The organism is Terribacillus sp. AE2B 122 (genome assembly GCF_902497585.1).
Lineage (GTDB): Bacteria > Bacillota > Bacilli > Bacillales > Amphibacillaceae > Terribacillus > Terribacillus saccharophilus_A.
Window position 1 is genome coordinate 116,858 of sequence record NZ_LR700947.1, and the last position, 16,974, is coordinate 133,831.

Here is a 16,974-nt window from a genome sequence, read left to right on the forward strand (position 1 = left end):
CCACATTTTATTATGCTAAAGGCTTGGAACAGAAGTAAAGCAATCCGCTCATGCCTGCCAAGCCTTAGGATATATATCTATAACTATTTTATTGGCGCTGCAGCGGCAGAGAGCAGCATCGGAATGATCCCCCGGACTTGATGATCTCTGAGAAATTCACTTCAATGACCGTTACTCCTTCTTTACGAAGCGCTTCATTTACCCGCTTATTGGAAGGCAGGCTCAATAACTTATCCGGCGCAAAAGACAGGATGTTCGTTCCCATATAGAACTGTTCTTCCTCAGAAATCTCGATTGTTTTATACAGTTTACGGAACCGTTCCAAATCTTCTTGTTCGAAAGCATCTGGATAAAGAATCGCCAAGTCTTCCCGAACCAAGTTGAAGACACAATCCAAATGAAGAATATCCTCACGAATCCTTACCGGAAGCACCTCATATTCCGGCAGCAGCTCCTGTACTTGCTGTACGGCTTTCTCATCTGTCCGTTTACTCAGGCCGATCCATACACGTCGACCGTCTACGACGACATCACCGCCTTCGATCGTTCCCTCTGTAATACCTTTATATGTAAGGTCCTGTTCCTCCAGCCATTCCTTTAGTATTTTTGTTTCACCTTTGCGGATATCATCTTCCATATTCGAAACAAATAATGTATCTCCTATGCAAAAACCGATATCCCGGGTATATACTTGTTCATTAAACTCCTTATGAGCCGGCAGTGACATCACATCCACTCCATGATCACGCAAGGCTTTTACAAAATCACCATGCTGCTTCATAGCTAAATCTGCGTCAATATTATGATTCAAATAATGCTTTTGTGTTTCGTTGATGATTTTGCGTATCTCCATATAGGCTGGCGGACATACGACGACATGCCTCAACTGTCCAAATTCTGACTGGCACTTTGTTTGGGGTTTTTTCTCTTCCTGCATCTTAGTCATACGATTCCCTCCATATAGTTGGCTTTTAGACGATTCTTCCTTCCACTCCTTATACACTTCCCTGTTTTGGGGTTTAATAAGCTGCCAAAAAAGGGATACTACCTGTAGAAATTCAGAAGGAGGAGATCATAATGGAACAAGCAGAAGTCAAAAAACACGTAAAACAGATTTTGGAAAATCAGAAGATCGGCACACTTGCTACCGTTCAGGGTGGTAAGCCTTATACTCGCTACATGGCCTTCTTCAACGAAGGGTATACATTATATTGCGCAACAAGCGGCAACTCACACAAGGTGGACGATATCGAGAGCAATCATAACGTCCATATCCTGCTAGGATACAACGGCGATGGCGTCGGAGACGAATATGTTGAAATTGAGGCTGAAGCAAAAGTCAGCGAGTCTTCGGAACTGAAACAGCAGCTCTGGAAAGATAGCTTCAGTGCTTGGCTTGACGGTCCGAATGATCCAGATTACGTAGTACTGGAAATCAAACCTGACAAAATCTATTTGAAGAATGTGAACAAAAGCGACGTTTATACAGTCGACGTATAAGGAAAAAGCAGAACTACTTGTGGTTCTGCTTTATTATATATTCGGAAATTGCCTGTTTTAAGCTAGTCATCGAAGCCGCCTTTAATGTCCCTTTCGACTTAAGGCCTCTAACTTGTGATGGAGATAGTCCTACAATTATTGTTTTCGTACCCATCAGCTGAATTATTTCAAATAATTGACCCAGCTGCTTTTCCCCATCACCCGTTATCTCTCCAACAGCATGGAAATCGAAGAAGACCTGCTCGTAATCTCCTTCATCAATTCGATACAAGATGTTCTCCTCAATCACCTGCAGCTTATCCGCTTGCAGATCTCCGAACAGAGGGACAAGTCCTGCTTCTGCATAAAGAGGAATGAATGGACCGCTCAGTTTATGGATTCGCTCTATTGCGACCTCCAGCTCTTCCTTCTTTTCGAGTAATTCAAAATCTGTTTCTGACAATCTACTTCGGAGCTTTGTCAGCTGGTCTGTGAGATTATCTATTTCTTTCGTTTTTTCCACACATAGTATATGCACTTTATTATCTTCCCATTGCGCGGAAATACCGAACACGGCCAAGGGATCGTATGTCGTTTTCATATTTAGTTCTATTTCTATTTCCGAAAAATCAGGCTGTATATACTGGCTGACTTTCTGCCGGCTCTCTTCATCAACTAAAGTTCTAAAATTATCGCCAATTAAAAAGATATCACTGGCTGAGCGTGAATAATCCAATATCGCAAGCTCTTCATCAAGTAAGAAATACGGAAGTGGGAGAAATTTACCGGACACCATCAGCTGGTGCCTCCTTTTTTTCCTCAAGCCATGCAGAGACCTCATCAAGATCGTAAATTACGCGGGTCTGTGTGCCGCAATAGGCTCTTAAATCATGCATAGCTACTACCCTTCCCCCGACAAGAATCCAGGGTTCCCAAGATAATTGCTCAAAGGCAGCAATATATTCTTTCAGCGCAGTAATTCTGTATGGAATTGCCGCAGATAAACCCACTACATCCGGCTGCCATTGCTCAGCACTTTGCAACGCATGAGACAATGGGAGATTCGGCCCCAGATGTCTAACCTGCCAATGATTCTCCTCAAATAGAGCTGCTATCATTTTCGAGCCGATAACATGATGTTCATCCTCCAGACATAGGAACATTGCTTTTTTCTCCGATTGTCTGTTTCGCCGCTTAAATGGAAAGATATACTGAGCCAACGCAAAATCACACACACTCGTCGCCAAATGCTCATCCGCTACAGTGATTTCATTACGCAGCCATTTTTCTCCTATATCATACATCGCCGGTGTTATGATTTCCTTGTACACACGTATACTCGGTCTAGTATCCTCTTCTAAAACTGTGTACGCCTGCCGCTCATCGCCCGCAAGCAACGCAGCAGCAAAACGCTGCCATGCTTCTGTCATCACGTATCACCCTCAGTTGTCTTCATCCTTGTTCTTTTCTGCAATCAAAACCTGAATTCCTTCCTCCAGACATGCTTTGTAAAAGAGGTATTGCTCTTTGTTCATGTAATTATCCAGGAGCGGAATGAGCCGCTCATAATTATCGATAATGATCTTTTCATTCATACCACGGGCAGACAGCAGCTCATGCAGCCATATGGTGTAGTCCACGAACAGCTTTGAGTCATCTGCGTCATATGCTGACTGCAGATAATCAAGATGATGCTGATTATCTTCCCGCGTCCGCTTCTTTCCGTTCTCGCCGTATCGCTCATATAAAGAAGGATAAGCGCTGAAAATTCCCTCCACTATCTTATCAAGCATTGCATTTTTTGCTGACTGCTGGTTCACTGGGCCACCACCTCGAACATTTTGACGATAGGCCGGATAGCTGCAAGCTCTTGATCCGGATACTTTTTCTCCAGATCATGGATACGCTTAAAATCTTCCCCGCTCACCCAGTTTAGATAGCTCTGCTTGTCCTCCCAGGTGATTTCTACCGTCAGCTCACCTGGCTTTTTCTGATTATGCAGCAGCTGGAACTGTCGGAAACCAGGTGCTTGATCCACCAATTTCGATCGATTTCGATAGATAGCTATAACTTCTTCTGCCTTTTCTACTGGAACATCAAAGATTGAATGGACGATATACATGGAATCCCCCCAAATGCGATAGTTTTGAATACTTTAAGCGTATCATAAATTCAATATGCGTTTATAGCATTTCACCTTTGTTCTTCCATACAAAAAGAGCCATGATCAATTGATCATGGCTCTTCCTTTAACTTAAACGATCCATCGCACCTCTTCTGGCGGTGAATAATAGCAATCCAACAAGTACTGCCGCTGCTGCGACATAGTATGGAGCTCCAATCGAGATATGTTCAGAAACTTTCCCAGCGAGCCATGGCGAAATCGAGCCACCCGTGAATCGCAGGAAACTATATGCAGCTGATGCTGTAGAACGCTCAACCGGGGATACTTCCATAACAGCCGTCGTCATGACAGTATTGTTAATACCAAGTAATAATCCCATTAGTGCAATCATCACTATCAGGAATACTGGCCAATCTGCGCCAATCCCCATCAAAGCCAAAGTAATAATGATACAGATCATTACCAAACTAAGTGATTTTTTCGTACCAAGCTTTGTTTCGAAGGATGGTGCAATAAAGATCGATCCGATTGCCAGCATAACACCCCAGACAAAGAAGACGAATCCGATACCGAATTCACCAAGGTTTAAAACAAATGGTGAATATGTCAGTAAGGTAAAGAAACCGAAGTTATAAAATAAAGCTGTCAGCCCTATCGTCAAGAGTCCCGGGTGACGTAATGCCTGGAATGGTGCTGAAAGCGGGGTTTTTTTTGCCGGTTTAGGCATATCTGTGAGTAATATCCACACCGCAAGCAATCCAATCAGCATTAATACTGCCACACCAAAGAATGGTGCGCGCCAGTGGATGGATCCGAGCAATCCGCCCAAAAGAGGTCCGACTGACATTCCTAATCCAAGAGCTGCTTCATAAAGCATAATGGCTACTGCTGAACCGCCACTGGCAACACTGACGATTACGGCAAGTGCAGTAGAGATGAATAATGCATTACCTAGTCCCCAGCCTGCACGGAGTCCGACTAGTTCATCCACACTGCCAGCTAGCCCTCCTAAAGTTGAGAACAAAATAATAATGACCAAACCAATGAGCAATGTCATTTTCGGACCGATTCGGCTGGATAACCAACCTGTGATCAGCATCATAATTCCGGTAACGAGTAAATAACTCGTGAATAATAACTCAACTTGACTTGGCGTTGCATCCATCTGCGCTGCGATGGATGGAAGTATCGGGTCAACAAGACCAATCCCCATAAAGGCAACAACACATGCAAAAGCAACCGCCCATGCTGCCTTCGGTTGCTGGAAAATCCGTTTTATACTATGTGCATCTTCTTTAATTTCATTGTCTGCCTGTTCAATTTCGTGTCCATCGGGTATCGTTTCATTACGAATGTCCGACATACACTCATCCCCTTTCTATTAATCAGCGAGCATCTTACGGCTTAGCCGGATGAACTCATTTTTCTCTTCTTCCGTCAATTTATCCAGGAAAGAACCAAAAGCTTTGTCCCTTGCTCCAGAAAAACTCACATAAAAATCAGACCCTTTTTGCGTGATCGCAAGCATGACCACCCGACGGTCCTTCTCTGAATGAATACGCTCCAGATAGCCTTCCTTGATCATGCGGTTCCCTAAATTCGTTGCCCCGCTAAAGCTGATCCCTACTTCTTCAGCTAAATCAGACATGCGCATCGGACCATTATTTTTCAACAACCTCAGCAATACGAGCTGCGGCCCGGAAATCTGAAAATCCCATTCCTTACGCAACGCTTTATTGACATTACGTACTAATTCGATAAAATCAACCATATCTCTGCTTTCCACTTACAGACCCCCAATTACTGCTTTCTACTAGTATTAGTATACATTAATATTTCATACATGTGAAATAAATTTTATCAAAAAATTTCAGCTGCTAGGAATAACAGCCGAAATTTCTTATTACACTCTTTTTTTCAATGTCTTTTCTGTCTGTTCATTTACTGCTTGCCTTATATGATACAACTCCGCATACATACCTGCCGCAAATGCTCCAATGATACTGAGCAGTACACTTAGAATCATAGCCATAAAGTTTAAGTCAAAGCCGAGCATGGCGACCATGCCGATGATAAAGCCAATCACTAAGCCGATAGCAGCGAATTGCAGCAATTTACCGAATGTTACAGAATACATCTATCCACATCCTCTCATCTGCCTGTTCATCTACTTATCTTGTACCCCAAATTGAACTAGACTATGCTTCTATCCAATCGTTTAGTATAATAAGCCAAAAACATGGGGGAATGGACATGCACTACCGCATCGCAGAACTTCACGATCTTCCTGCAATTGTTTCCATCTATAATTCCACGATTGCCGGCAGAATGGTAACTGCAGATCTGGAAGAGATATCAGTAGAAAGCAGACTGGATTGGTTCCAGCACCATACGGAACAGCGACCGCTTTGGGTCGTGGAAGAAGACGAGAATATACTAGGTTGGATTAGCTTGGAGCCGTTTTATGGTCGAGCTGCTTATCATAAAACCGTGGAAGTCAGCATCTATATTCATCAAGATGCCAGAGGCAAAGGACTTGGAAGAAGTATGCTGCAGTTCGTCCTTGACCAGGCCGAGATATTGGATTTCAAGACAGTTTTAGGTTTTGTTTTCGGCCATAACGAACCGAGCATCAAGCTCTTTGAACGCTTCGGATTTAAGCGGTGGGCTGATATGCCGAATGTAGCCGAACTGGATGGACTTGAGCGGGATTTAGTTATTTTAGGCAAGCGAATCCGCCCTTAATCGTTATCCACTTGTGGATAACGTGCAGCGCACCAGCATTCGTCAAATTTTTCTGTGTATAACTTATGTTACACACAAATTATGTGAACAAACAGAATCTTTCTGTGTACAAGCTTCTCTTTACCCACAATAAAATGTGCATAGCCTTGAAGCTATGCACATTTTATTATTTTCTTATTTTGTTCTTCGAGCAAAATCGACAAATCGAAACTTGTCCGGTCGATGCTTCGACTCGGTATATTGGAATAAAGTTGTATCCTCAAGATAAACAGCACTGCGCACGACTACAAGCTGTTGATAACTTCCCAAATCCATAATCGCTTTATCTTCCGCTTGAGCTTCTTCAACGACTACTTCCTTTTTTGCATAACTGATGGACAATCCTAGTTCCTGTTCCAGATAATCATAAATCGAATCGGCTGCTATTTCTTCTGTTATACCAGGAGCAAGTTCTTTCAATAAAAAATCTTTATCATAGATGACCGATTCACCATCCAGTTTACGTAAGCGATGCAGCTCCCATATAGGTGTACCTTCCTCACATTGCAGCACCTGTTGTATAAAACCACGCGCTTTTTTACAAGAAAGTGACGTTACACATGTCTCCACCTTCTGCGACATCGAGCGGGACAGCTCCTTGAAGCTCGTAAGTCCGCTGACCGGCAAAGGTAGTTTGTCCTGTTCAAGCACGACCGAGCCTTTTCCTTGCAGCTTTTGAATGTACCCATTCTGGGACAGCAATTGCAAGGCTTTGCGTACTGTTTCCCTGGATGTCGCGAATCTCTCCGTCAGCTCATTTTCAGAAGGAAGCAGCTGCCCTGCCTTAATTTTTTCTGTCTGGATTTCTTTTGCTAACAAATCATAGATTGCTTGAAATTTCTTCTCCATCCACATCAGGCCTTTACGCTTTACTATGGTAAATGACCGCTTCGAACGGACGAAGCCGTATCTTTCTGAAATCCGACGGACTATTTTCATAATTGGAAAGCAGGATTTCTGCTTTTGCCATGTGTTCTTTCGGATAGGAAAATTCTGCTGTCTCACCGAAGAAATTCGCAACGACTAGCAGTTTTTCACCATTCCACTTCCGTTCATAACAGAAGAGACGCTCATCATCCATACATATCGGTTCATAGTCTCCATAGGTTATGATAGCATATTCCTTCCGTAGGCGAATCAGCTTTTGATAATGATAGAAAATCGAATCATCATCCTGCAGCGCCTTTTTCACATTAATATCTGCATAATTCGATGCCACTGCAAGCCACGGCTTTCCATTAGTAAAGCCCGCATTTAACCCTTCATTCCACTGCATCGGAGTTCGTGAATTATCCCTGGAGCGGCGCTGAATAATTCGCAAAGCTTGTTCACTGTCCAGACCATCCTCTTCGAGGGCTTGAAAGGCATTATGGGTTTCTACATCATTATAATCTTCGATGCTAGAGAACTTCGGATCGGTCATTCCTATCTCTTCTCCTTGATAAATATAAGGAGTTCCTTGCATCATGTGCAGAACGGTTGCCAGCATCTTCGCTGATTCTTTCCAATATTGATCGTCATCTCCGAACCTGCTGACAATACGCGGCTGATCATGATTGCACCAGAAGAGCGCATTCCAACCGCCCACTTCATGCATACCGATTTGCCAATCAGATAAGATCTGCTTCAGCTTAATAAATTCAAGTTTTCCATCTGTCCATTTCATTCCGTTCTCATAATCAACTTTCAAATGATGAAAATTGAAAGTCATACTCAACTCCTCGGCATCCGGTTTTGTATACTGCTGGCAAGCAGCCAAGCTTGTGGACGACATCTCGCCAACTGTTACCAGACTATGAGGTGTAAAGACTTTCTGGTTCATTTCATGCACAAATTCGTGGATTCGAGGTCCGTCTGTGTAGTACTCTTTCCCAAATTGACCACCAGGGGCATCGTGATCATAGGGAAAGCTCTGGACTTTTGAAACGAGATTGATGACATCCAGACGGAACCCATCAAGCCCCTTTTCCGCCCAGAAATTCATCATCTTGTACAATTCTTTCCGTACTTTCTCATTCTCCCAGTTAAGATCCGCCTGTGTCTGGTCGAACAGATGTAAATAATACTGATTCGTGTGTTCCTCCAAACCCCAGGCACTGCCGCCAAACTTGGACACCCAGTTGTTCGGCTCGGCACCCTCTTGCGGATCTCGCCAAATATAATAATCACGGTAAGGGTTATCCTTTGAGGATTTTGCTTGTTGGAACCATTCATGTTCTGTTGATGTGTGATTGATGACAATATCCATCATCAGCTTCATGTCTCGATCATGCAATTCCCCGATTAATCGTTCCACATCTTCCATCGTGCCGTAAGCAGGCTCAATCTCGTAATAATCACTGATATCATATCCATTATCACGCTGTGGAGATCGGTAGATCGGCGTCAGCCACACCATATCAATACCGAGCTCTTTCAAATAATCGAGCTTTTCGATTATTCCCTGCAAATCTCCGATTCCATTGCCTGTCGTGTCATGAAAGCTTTTCGGATAAACTTGATAAACTGTACTTCTTTTCCACCATGGTTCGTGCATTATAATCCCCTTTCCTTAATTACACATTCTTTTTTCGTTTAGCTACTAGATAAGTTGTGACGAACGGTACAACAATGACTATCACCATACCGATTGCAAATGCTCCCCAGCTTCCCGGCAGAATAGAAAAGATACCGGGTACGCCGCCGATTCCTACCGAACTTGCCTCCACGCCTCTCCAGGCTATAAACGTTCCCGCAACAGCTGAAGCTCCAAGAGCAAGGAAGAATGGATAGCGGAATCGCAGATTAACACCGAACACAGCCGGTTCTGTTACCCCGAGCCAAGCACTGATCCAGGAAGTCAGAGATAATCCTCGCAGCTTCTCATCCTTCGTAGCCAGCATCACACCAAGCGTCGCAGAACCTTGGGATATATTAGACAGTGCCAGTATTGGCCATAGGAATGTTGCGCCCGTATTAGCAATCAGCTGTAGATCCAGAGCAAGGAATGTATGGTGAAGTCCGGTAACAACTAAAGCTCCATACAAAGCGCCATACAGCAAACCACCGACCGGAGCGACTGTATCGAATACAGCTACGAATCCATCTGTAATGGCATTCCCGACGATGAACATAATTGGTCCGATCACGATGAAGCTTACAATACCAGTAAGCAAGAGCGCGACAGGAGCGACAACGAGCAGCTGAAAACTATCAGGTACTTTGCGACGAAGGAATATTTCTATTTTAGCTAAAACCCATGCTGCGAAAAGCACCGGCAGCACTTGTCCTTGATATCCGATACGCTGAATCTCCAGTCCGAACAGATTCCAGACCGGTGCATTTCCTTCCAGGGCAGCACTAGCATAATCAGTCGGATTCAATAGGGATGGATGAATCAAAGCCAAACCGAGCACCATCCCTAGAAGCGGACTTCCGCCGAATTTCTTAACTGCCGACCACCCTATCAGTGCCGGCAGGAAGGCGAAGGCTGTGTTAGCGATTACATAAATCATATCAGCAATGCCTGCCCACTGTGGATAAACCTCGATGATTGATGCACTGTCGAAGAAAATACCTGGATTATTTAAGATGTTATGAATACCTAGCAATAAACCCGCAGTTACAATTGCTGGCAAAATCGGAATGAAAATGTCGCCAAGCGTTTTTAATGCTCGCTGCAGCGGATTACCATTCTTACTTACCGTTTCCTTCACTTCATCCTTTGTAGATTCCCCGACTTCGGCAACCTGAATAAACTCCTTATATACTTTATCGACTGTACCTTGACCGATAACAACCTGATACTGGTTATTTGCTGAAAAAGAACCTTTTACAACATCGATATTCTGCAGTGCCTCTTTATCGACCTTACCTTCATCTGCCAACGCCAGCCGCAGCCGCGTGACACAATGTGTCGCAGCCTGGATATTTTCTTTTCCTCCAAGCGCTGCCACTATCTCTTCTGCTTGCTGTCTAAGATCCACCTCTGCCACCTCACTCTAGTTTTGTAATGTAAGCGAATACAATGATAGCATAACTTGTATATACAAGTTATGCAAGATATACCTACTCTTCTATACCCCAAGATTCAGCTCTGGATTATTAAATTTTGTCGTAGTAAAATGGAAAAGTATTTGTAAACGTTTTTACTTTGCACTAATTTCTCAAATTCGCAGACAAAAGTTGAGGGTAATCATGCATACATACAAACCTTACTATCATTTCCCCCGGGAGGCGTGGGCTGCTCTTTCGGAAACGAAGACACCACCCCTGACACAAACAGAGCTAGAAGAAATCCGGGGAATAAATACTAGAATTTCTTTATCCGAGGTGGAAACTGCTTATATGCCGCTGACCAAGCTTATCTCCTACTATCTGGAGGCAGCAGAAATGCTTCATGCAAAAGCAGGTAATTTCCTTGGTACCAACGAGAAAAAAGTTCCTTTCATCATCGGCATCGCCGGAAGTGTAGCAGTTGGAAAAAGTACTATCGCCCGATTGCTTCAATTACTGCTTTCCCGTGCATTACCTGATAAGAAAACAGAGCTTGTAACGACTGATGGATTCTTGTATCCAAATGCTGTTCTTAAGGAAAAGCAAATGATGCAGCGCAAAGGGTTTCCGGAGAGTTACGATATAAAAGCATTGATCGATTTTATGGGACAGGTGAAAGCCGGAAACACAAATATTATGGGGCCGCAGTATTCTCATCTCACCTACGACGTACTGCCTGAGCAAACTGAATTGGTATCCAATCCAGATATTCTAATTGTTGAGGGCGTTAATGTACTGCAAGTGAAGAAAGAATACCAATTCTTTGTCAGCGACTTCTTCGATTTCTCAATTTATATCGATGCTGACGAACCTAACATTGAAAAATGGTATAAAGAACGTTTCCTCATGCTGCGCGCGACAGCCTTCCAGGATCCCAAATCCTACTTCCGGCATTACGCAGAAATTTCTATTGACGAAGCATTGGAATCTGCGGATACGATCTGGGAGGAAATCAACGCGAAGAACTTACATGAGAACATATTGCCGACGAAAGGTCGTTCCGATCTCATTCTCCGCAAGGGAAACAATCACGAGGTTGAAGACGTATATTTGCGTAAACTCTGAAAAGTGAAAGGGGTCTTTTCCGTCATGCCGGATATATACCATCGTATTTCCAGTCAGCGTGAGCAGATGTCGAAGTCCCAGAAGAAAATTGCCAATTTCATTATCGAACATCCGAATCAGGCACCTTTCCTCAATGTAGAGGGACTGGCGAATGCTGCAGATGTGAGTGATGCAACAATAGTTCGTTTTGCTGCTTTTATGGGGTATCGCGGCTTTCCGGAGATGCAGCTTGCCTTGCAGAACGCTATGCAGGAGCAGCTGAATGCGACCGAACGGTTCAAGCATCCTTCAGAAGAAGCCCAGTCAGAGGACCAGGACCTGTATGCCATCTTTCTGCGTGATCAAGCGAACATCCAGGAAACGATGGAGGCAATTGATATGCAGGCCTTCCATGCAGCAGCTGATACGGTAATCAACTCTAAACGAATTTTCATTTTAGCTAATCGCAGTGCAGTCAGTGTAGCAGATCTATTGCATTATCATCTTTCTTTTATTTTCGAGAATGTAGAAATTGTCGAACCATCTGACAGAGCGATAGACCAAATCTCTACGATACGGGAAGACGATGTGCTTATCGCTTTAAGCTTCGTGCGTTATTCCAATCACACGCTGCGATTGTTCCAAATGGCTAAGGACCGCGGCGCTAAAGCAATTGCCATTACAGATGGGCTGTCATCCCCATTGCTTACAGCAGCCGATTATTCTTTCATGGCTTCGAGCAAATCTCCATCACTGACACATTCCTTGACTGCTCCGATCAGCTTGATTCACGCATTTATCGCTTTGATTGGAAAAGAAAAGGCAGCCGACGTAAAAAAACGCCTCCGAACAATCGAGGAGGCGTGGCGTGATTTCAATGTATTTTCTAATTTTAAACCCCCATCCGCTTAGGCGTGGGGGTTATTTTTCTTTATAAGCTTCTTCAGCAGCCGGCAAGTAGCTATATACTGCCTTCACGTAATGAATATCGCCATAACATGCATCCAGCTCTTCTGATTCTGGCCGTATACAGCGATAAGTCTCTGGATTTTCGACTCTCTTATATTGCTCCTGAGCAAATCGAACAGCCAGATCTTCACTGAATGCACCACCGTTCTCTTTGACAAAATCGATAAATCCGGCACCGAAATTATAGGCCTGGATGGCTACATCTTCCTCTCCATCCGCTTCCTCCAGCATACGGAGAAAATGGTCAATACCGTAAGCAACCGATTCCTCCGGATCCTCGATACAGCCGACTTCTCCACACTTGCTTTCAGAGGCTTGCATCGGGTCATCTCCTCTGCCGCCTGATTCCTGCATTATGACAGAGAGAACGAGTGGCGCAAGAGACTCCTGATCTGATTTGGCCAATTCTTGTTCAATCGTATCTCGATAAGCTAAGACATCCTCAGAGAGTACTCTGCCTTTCTGCTGCTCATTGCTGTCTCTCTCTACCACAACAGATAGAATGAACAACAGAAAGAAGAGGCCCAATCCGAATAAAAGTACTGTTCCGATTGCTTTAAAAAGAGGTTGCTGTTTTCTTTTATGCTTCTTTTTCACCTTTCTCACCCGCCATATGACGTTTTCGCAAGAAGACTCCCCATCCCAGTGAGACTAGCAGGCTTCCGATACACAGAACAAGCAGCAAATTCCAATACGGTGGCCGATAAGTGAAGACAATGTGGTTCTCTCCACTTTGCAGCTCTACGCCAAGGAAAGCATAATCTGCTTTCAAAAGTTCTTGCTCCTCACCATTGACTGACACTTGCCAGCCTTTTTCGTAAGGTACTGGTATTTTTAGATAGCTGTCTTCCCGTTGGTTATTATAGTCTACTGTAACTTGACTGCGGCCGATAGTAAACGGAATGTCCTCCGCTTGAGCTGCAGCAGAATCAAGCTTTTGGTAATCTTCATGCTGCAGACCGAAATTTTTGATGGTATAACTTCCTTCCGGCAGGCGTATCCGGATTGTATCAGCCGCTTCGACTCGAATTGTCAATTCATCGATTTTCGTACGATAAATCGACTGTTGCGACTTTCTGTCTGTTTCGAACTCATTAACAGACAAATCATATAATGGTGCGCTCACATCATTGTTTTTCAGATAGAAACTGACGTAATAATCTCCAGTCTGCGGCAAGTCCTCATCAAGTTGCAGATCCAGACCGCCTTCTGTTTGTTCTACTTGGAGCTGCCCATCTTGATAAGTACCCCCCGCCGCTTCCACTGACACTTTATCCATCAGATTCGGAAGTGATTCTGCCTCTTGAGTGGATTTGCCGTCTGTAAGAACAACACCATCAAGCATTGCATGCTCCCGTTCAAGCGGTGAATGATTTTCCAAGTCATTCTCCTGAAATACATTAGCAGTAACTCTCGCAAATGGCAGTAAGTTGTCATTCCGGTAAACAATATAATCTCTGCTTTCCATGTACGGTCTAAACCCATATGGTGCAGCAATTGCCTTTTGTTTATCGAACATAATATATTTTCCGTTCAGCATACTGTATAGATTCGCTCTGTTCCCAAAGCCTGAATAGCGGCTGACGCTTTCCCGTTTCATATCAATATTCAAATCATGATAATAGAAAAACAGCAGCTCCTTATTCAGGATGCTAGAATAAATACTGATTCCCGGAAAACCTTGGACCATATTTGTATTATTACTGTCATCTGTTTTCCATTCGAGTCTGGTAAAGCTATCATCTGACGTAAGCACATCATGTATCAGTTCCTGCTGTTCATTGCTTGCATATTTGTCACTTGTCAGGAGCTGGAGCGTGGAATTATCTACATTCCCAGCATCAGAGAGCTGCTTTTCCTGATGGGAATTGATCAGCGGTATATACGTTGAAAAAACAACTACCAAACAAATTCCTAACATCCATGCTTTCCTTTTTAAATAGTAGAAAAGGAATGCCAGCAACACAAGCGCTACTCCTGTCCAGACATACTTCGCCCAGTCATCTGCCCAATCAAGTGTCAAATCATGGTGCAGATACAGACTATATAAAAGAACTGTAATCCCTATCGCAGCCAGCAGATGCCACTTCTTCACCTTGTACAGTTGAGTAATTCCCACAGCGATAGTTCCTGCAACAACGAACATAGATAAATACTCAAATCTGTATTGCGGAGCTGAAAAACCATTGAATATACTCGCTATGCGAGGGCTTCCCTGAAAGAAAATGAACAAGATGCTTAACATTGCAAACAAGCGGAACAGCTTGTTTTTATAAAGTCCTACTACACACATTAAAAAGACAAACAATACCGGCAGAAGTAAGGTTCTGCTTGTGAATAAGATGTTATCCTCGTTCCCATAAAAGGGGATCGGGTCTTCGAATGCTGGTCGGTAATTATTCAAAAAAGCATATACAGACGGAATGAATGAAATGGAACCAATCCCGAACCCAAGCAATACTGCCGGGATGAAATAGAGCAATTGGGATTTGATAGGTAATTCATCTTCTGATAACTTGATGAACCACCGAGCTATCACATAGATTCCAATAAAAACAAAGCTTATGTATGAAAAATAGAAATTATCGAAAACAGATACAGCCACTGCGGCAATGAACCAGTAAGGTTTCCGCTCTCGAATAATCTTCTCCACTCCCAGTACTAGGAGCGGCAGCCAAAGAAAGGCGTTGGCGAAAAACTCCCAATATACAACATGCCTGAAATAGATGGCACTGCCGGCATAAAAGCACGCTCCGATAAAAGCAGGCAGAAGCGGTATCCGTAAGTATCGGAACACACCCACCGCCAGTAAGAGCGCCGCTGTAAGCCTGATGATACTAACTGGCAGGATGGCTTTTGCCCATGTGACGACATCAGGACTTCCAATCACATTGGCAATATCCAAGAGCTTTATCACTAGCAATGTGAGCAGATAAACGATGCTCGTAGAGAAATAATAAGCCAGCTGACTGTAAATACCGCCGCCCAGCCCAAAGGAGAATGAATAGAAAAAATTCCCCTGCGTATATTGTTCATACAAATGCTGCTTAAATGGCAGCATTTGCGCCATTCCATCATTTGGTCCCAGCATGAAACGACCGTCAAAGTATTCCCGGATGAAATGCATATGTACCAAAACAGCAAATGTGAGTGCTGCTAAAACGAGCAGTACCACTTTCCAACTACGCTTCATGTGTTACATCCTCACGTCCATTCTTCATGATTTTACTTGTGATAACAAACGTGATCGGCACGGTGAAGAAAACAGCCGCGATCGGCGCCACTGTACCACTCCAGCCGAAGCCTTCAACGAATATGTACACCAAAACAGAAGATACGGCTATATTGACAGCCTGTGTCAGCGGGAACTGGAAAAACTTCCGCCACGTCGGCCGTACACCGTACGTGAAATAACTGTTCAAGAAAAACGAAAAAATCATGCTGATAATGATCCCGATCCAATGGGATACAAGATAATAAACATCTGCAAGCTGATAGAAGAGCAGATAAACCAGGTAATAGCAGATGGTATTCAGCACACCGACGATGATAAAACGAGTGAATTCAAGCTTCCATATTTTTTTCATAGCGTTTCCTTGCCTCGATATTCGTATCTTTTACTAGATAATGCGGTCTGCGTTTTGTTTCGTTGTAGATCCTTCCGATATACTCCCCAATTACACCTAGACTTACAAGCTGCACACCGCCCAGGAAGAGGATAGCAGTAATTAAGGTGAAATATCCCGGTGTGATGACTCCTCGAACCAGCACCTCAACAAATGTATAAAGGATATATGCCAGTGAAAGAAATAGCACAATGAAGCCAGCATATAAGCATACACGCAATGGCTTTGTATTAAAGGAAACGACCCCATCAATTCCATAGTTGATCAGTTTCCCGAATGACCATTTCGATTCCCCGTTTTGACGGCAAACATTGTCATAATAAACCGTCTTCTGCTCAAAGCCTATCCAAGAGAACAATCCTTTAGAAAAACGATTGCCCTCACTCAGGATTAACAGGGCATCGATAGCCCGGCGGCTGAGCAAACGGAAGTCCCCGACCCCATTTTGGATACGGACATCGATGAACCGATTAATGATCTTATAGTACATTGTCGAAAGCACTTTGCGTGGAAGGCTTTCACCTTTTCTGTTTCTTCGTGCGATAACCTGATCATAACCTTCTTCAAAACCTGCCAGCAATTCATGCAGCAGCGCAACCGGATGCTGCAAATCTGCATCGATAACGACCGCACAATCTCCTTTGGCATGTTGGAAGCCAGCCAATATTGCCGCCTCTTTTCCGAAATTTCTCGTAAAGGACACATACTGCACATTGTAATGCATATCAGCCAATTCTTTTAGTTCCAATAGCGTGGTATCAGAACTGCCATCATCCACATAAATCACTTCGTAGTCATAAGGTGAGTATTGTAATTCTTTGGCAAGTTCTTCATAAAAGAGCTTAACATTTTCCGCTTCATTAAACGAAGGCACAATTACGGATAGTAATTTCCCAGCCATTCTTTTCCCTC

The 16,974-nt window shown here is 43.7% G+C and carries 19 protein-coding genes; 4 read left to right on the top strand and 15 right to left on the bottom strand.

The features are described from left to right. Positions 1 to 88: 88 nt before the first annotated feature. Positions 89 to 946: a dimethylarginine dimethylaminohydrolase family protein gene (locus AE2B122_RS14590; protein WP_175074527.1), complete on the bottom strand. Its 858-nt coding sequence runs from the start codon at positions 944 to 946 to the stop codon at positions 89 to 91. Positions 947 to 1,077: 131 nt separating this feature from the next. Between AE2B122_RS14590 and AE2B122_RS14595 the strand changes: the two genes are divergently transcribed. Beyond that, entirely contained in the window at positions 1,078 to 1,500 is a 423-nt protein-coding gene (locus AE2B122_RS14595) for a pyridoxamine 5'-phosphate oxidase family protein (protein WP_175074528.1), read from the top strand. A 13-nt stretch (positions 1,501 to 1,513) separates the two neighbouring features. On the opposite strand, the gene AE2B122_RS14600 is transcribed toward AE2B122_RS14595, so the two are convergent. The 7 genes from AE2B122_RS14600 to AE2B122_RS14630 form a co-directional block, all read right to left on the bottom strand. Next, positions 1,514 to 2,275, bottom strand: coding sequence for a hypothetical protein (locus AE2B122_RS14600; protein ID WP_175074529.1), 762 nt, complete (start codon positions 2,273 to 2,275; stop codon positions 1,514 to 1,516). Continuing rightward, positions 2,262 to 2,909, bottom strand: coding sequence for a B12-binding domain-containing protein (locus AE2B122_RS14605; protein ID WP_175074530.1), 648 nt, complete (start codon positions 2,907 to 2,909; stop codon positions 2,262 to 2,264). Before AE2B122_RS14605 ends, AE2B122_RS14600 begins: the two co-directional genes overlap by 14 nt. Positions 2,910 to 2,921: 12 nt before the next feature. Then, positions 2,922 to 3,299: a hypothetical protein gene (locus AE2B122_RS14610; protein WP_175074531.1), complete on the bottom strand. Its 378-nt coding sequence runs from the start codon at positions 3,297 to 3,299 to the stop codon at positions 2,922 to 2,924. Then, a complete protein-coding gene (locus AE2B122_RS14615; protein WP_095220025.1) occupies positions 3,296 to 3,601 on the bottom strand; it encodes an antibiotic biosynthesis monooxygenase in 306 nt (101 codons plus the stop codon). The genes AE2B122_RS14610 and AE2B122_RS14615 overlap by 4 nt, the downstream gene beginning before the upstream one ends. Positions 3,602 to 3,728: 127 nt before the next feature. Beyond that, positions 3,729 to 4,904 (bottom strand): MFS transporter, encoded by a 1,176-nt coding sequence (locus AE2B122_RS14620; protein ID WP_371809662.1) that lies wholly within the window; start codon positions 4,902 to 4,904, stop codon positions 3,729 to 3,731. 81 nt (positions 4,905 to 4,985) lie between these two features. After that, the gene (locus AE2B122_RS14625) at positions 4,986 to 5,390 is read right to left on the bottom strand and encodes a MarR family winged helix-turn-helix transcriptional regulator (RefSeq protein WP_051747913.1); all 405 of its coding nucleotides are present in this window, start codon (positions 5,388 to 5,390) and stop codon (positions 4,986 to 4,988) included. A 117-nt stretch (positions 5,391 to 5,507) separates the two neighbouring features. Then, complete coding sequence (locus tag AE2B122_RS14630; protein WP_095233479.1) at positions 5,508 to 5,741, bottom strand: hypothetical protein; 234 nt, start codon at positions 5,739 to 5,741, stop codon at positions 5,508 to 5,510. Between the two features lie 110 nt (positions 5,742 to 5,851). Here AE2B122_RS14630 and AE2B122_RS14635 point away from each other — a divergent pair, with 110 nt between their 5' ends. Continuing rightward, a complete protein-coding gene (locus AE2B122_RS14635; RefSeq protein WP_175074533.1) occupies positions 5,852 to 6,349 on the top strand; it encodes a GNAT family N-acetyltransferase in 498 nt (165 codons plus the stop codon). A 174-nt stretch (positions 6,350 to 6,523) separates the two neighbouring features. On the opposite strand, the gene treR is transcribed toward AE2B122_RS14635, so the two are convergent. Genes treR through treP form a run of 3 tightly spaced genes read right to left on the bottom strand, consistent with a single transcriptional unit; the run spans position 6,524 to position 10,353 of the window. Then, on the bottom strand, positions 6,524 to 7,237 hold the full coding sequence (gene treR / locus AE2B122_RS14640) for a trehalose operon repressor (RefSeq protein ID WP_095220021.1): 714 nt from the start codon (positions 7,235 to 7,237) through the stop codon (positions 6,524 to 6,526). A 13-nt stretch (positions 7,238 to 7,250) separates the two neighbouring features. Next, positions 7,251 to 8,924, bottom strand: a complete 1,674-nt coding sequence (gene treC / locus AE2B122_RS14645) for an alpha,alpha-phosphotrehalase (protein WP_175074534.1) — start codon at positions 8,922 to 8,924, stop codon at positions 7,251 to 7,253. A 19-nt stretch (positions 8,925 to 8,943) separates the two neighbouring features. Next, positions 8,944 to 10,353, bottom strand: coding sequence for a PTS system trehalose-specific EIIBC component (gene treP / locus AE2B122_RS14650; protein WP_095220019.1), 1,410 nt, complete (start codon positions 10,351 to 10,353; stop codon positions 8,944 to 8,946). A gap of 211 nt (positions 10,354 to 10,564) precedes the next feature. Between treP and coaA the strand changes: the two genes are divergently transcribed. Together coaA and AE2B122_RS14660 are read left to right on the top strand one after the other, a co-directional pair. Further along, a complete protein-coding gene (gene coaA, locus AE2B122_RS14655; RefSeq protein WP_095269692.1) occupies positions 10,565 to 11,488 on the top strand; it encodes a type I pantothenate kinase in 924 nt (307 codons plus the stop codon). Between the two features lie 24 nt (positions 11,489 to 11,512). Continuing rightward, positions 11,513 to 12,379, top strand: coding sequence for a MurR/RpiR family transcriptional regulator (locus tag AE2B122_RS14660; protein WP_095231848.1), 867 nt, complete (start codon positions 11,513 to 11,515; stop codon positions 12,377 to 12,379). Between the two features lie 9 nt (positions 12,380 to 12,388). On the opposite strand, the gene AE2B122_RS14665 is transcribed toward AE2B122_RS14660, so the two are convergent. Genes AE2B122_RS14665 through AE2B122_RS14680 form a run of 4 tightly spaced genes read right to left on the bottom strand, consistent with a single transcriptional unit; the run spans position 12,389 to position 16,963 of the window. Next, positions 12,389 to 13,033, bottom strand: coding sequence for a lysozyme family protein (locus tag AE2B122_RS14665; RefSeq protein WP_175074535.1), 645 nt, complete (start codon positions 13,031 to 13,033; stop codon positions 12,389 to 12,391). After that, positions 13,017 to 15,629, bottom strand: a complete 2,613-nt coding sequence (locus AE2B122_RS14670) for a YfhO family protein (RefSeq protein ID WP_175074536.1) — start codon at positions 15,627 to 15,629, stop codon at positions 13,017 to 13,019. The genes AE2B122_RS14665 and AE2B122_RS14670 overlap by 17 nt, the downstream gene beginning before the upstream one ends. Beyond that, the gene (locus AE2B122_RS14675) at positions 15,619 to 16,023 is read right to left on the bottom strand and encodes a GtrA family protein (protein WP_095220011.1); all 405 of its coding nucleotides are present in this window, start codon (positions 16,021 to 16,023) and stop codon (positions 15,619 to 15,621) included. The genes AE2B122_RS14670 and AE2B122_RS14675 overlap by 11 nt, the downstream gene beginning before the upstream one ends. After that, positions 16,001 to 16,963: a glycosyltransferase family 2 protein gene (locus AE2B122_RS14680; protein WP_095220010.1), complete on the bottom strand. Its 963-nt coding sequence runs from the start codon at positions 16,961 to 16,963 to the stop codon at positions 16,001 to 16,003. Before AE2B122_RS14680 ends, AE2B122_RS14675 begins: the two co-directional genes overlap by 23 nt. Positions 16,964 to 16,974 lie beyond the last annotated feature (11 nt).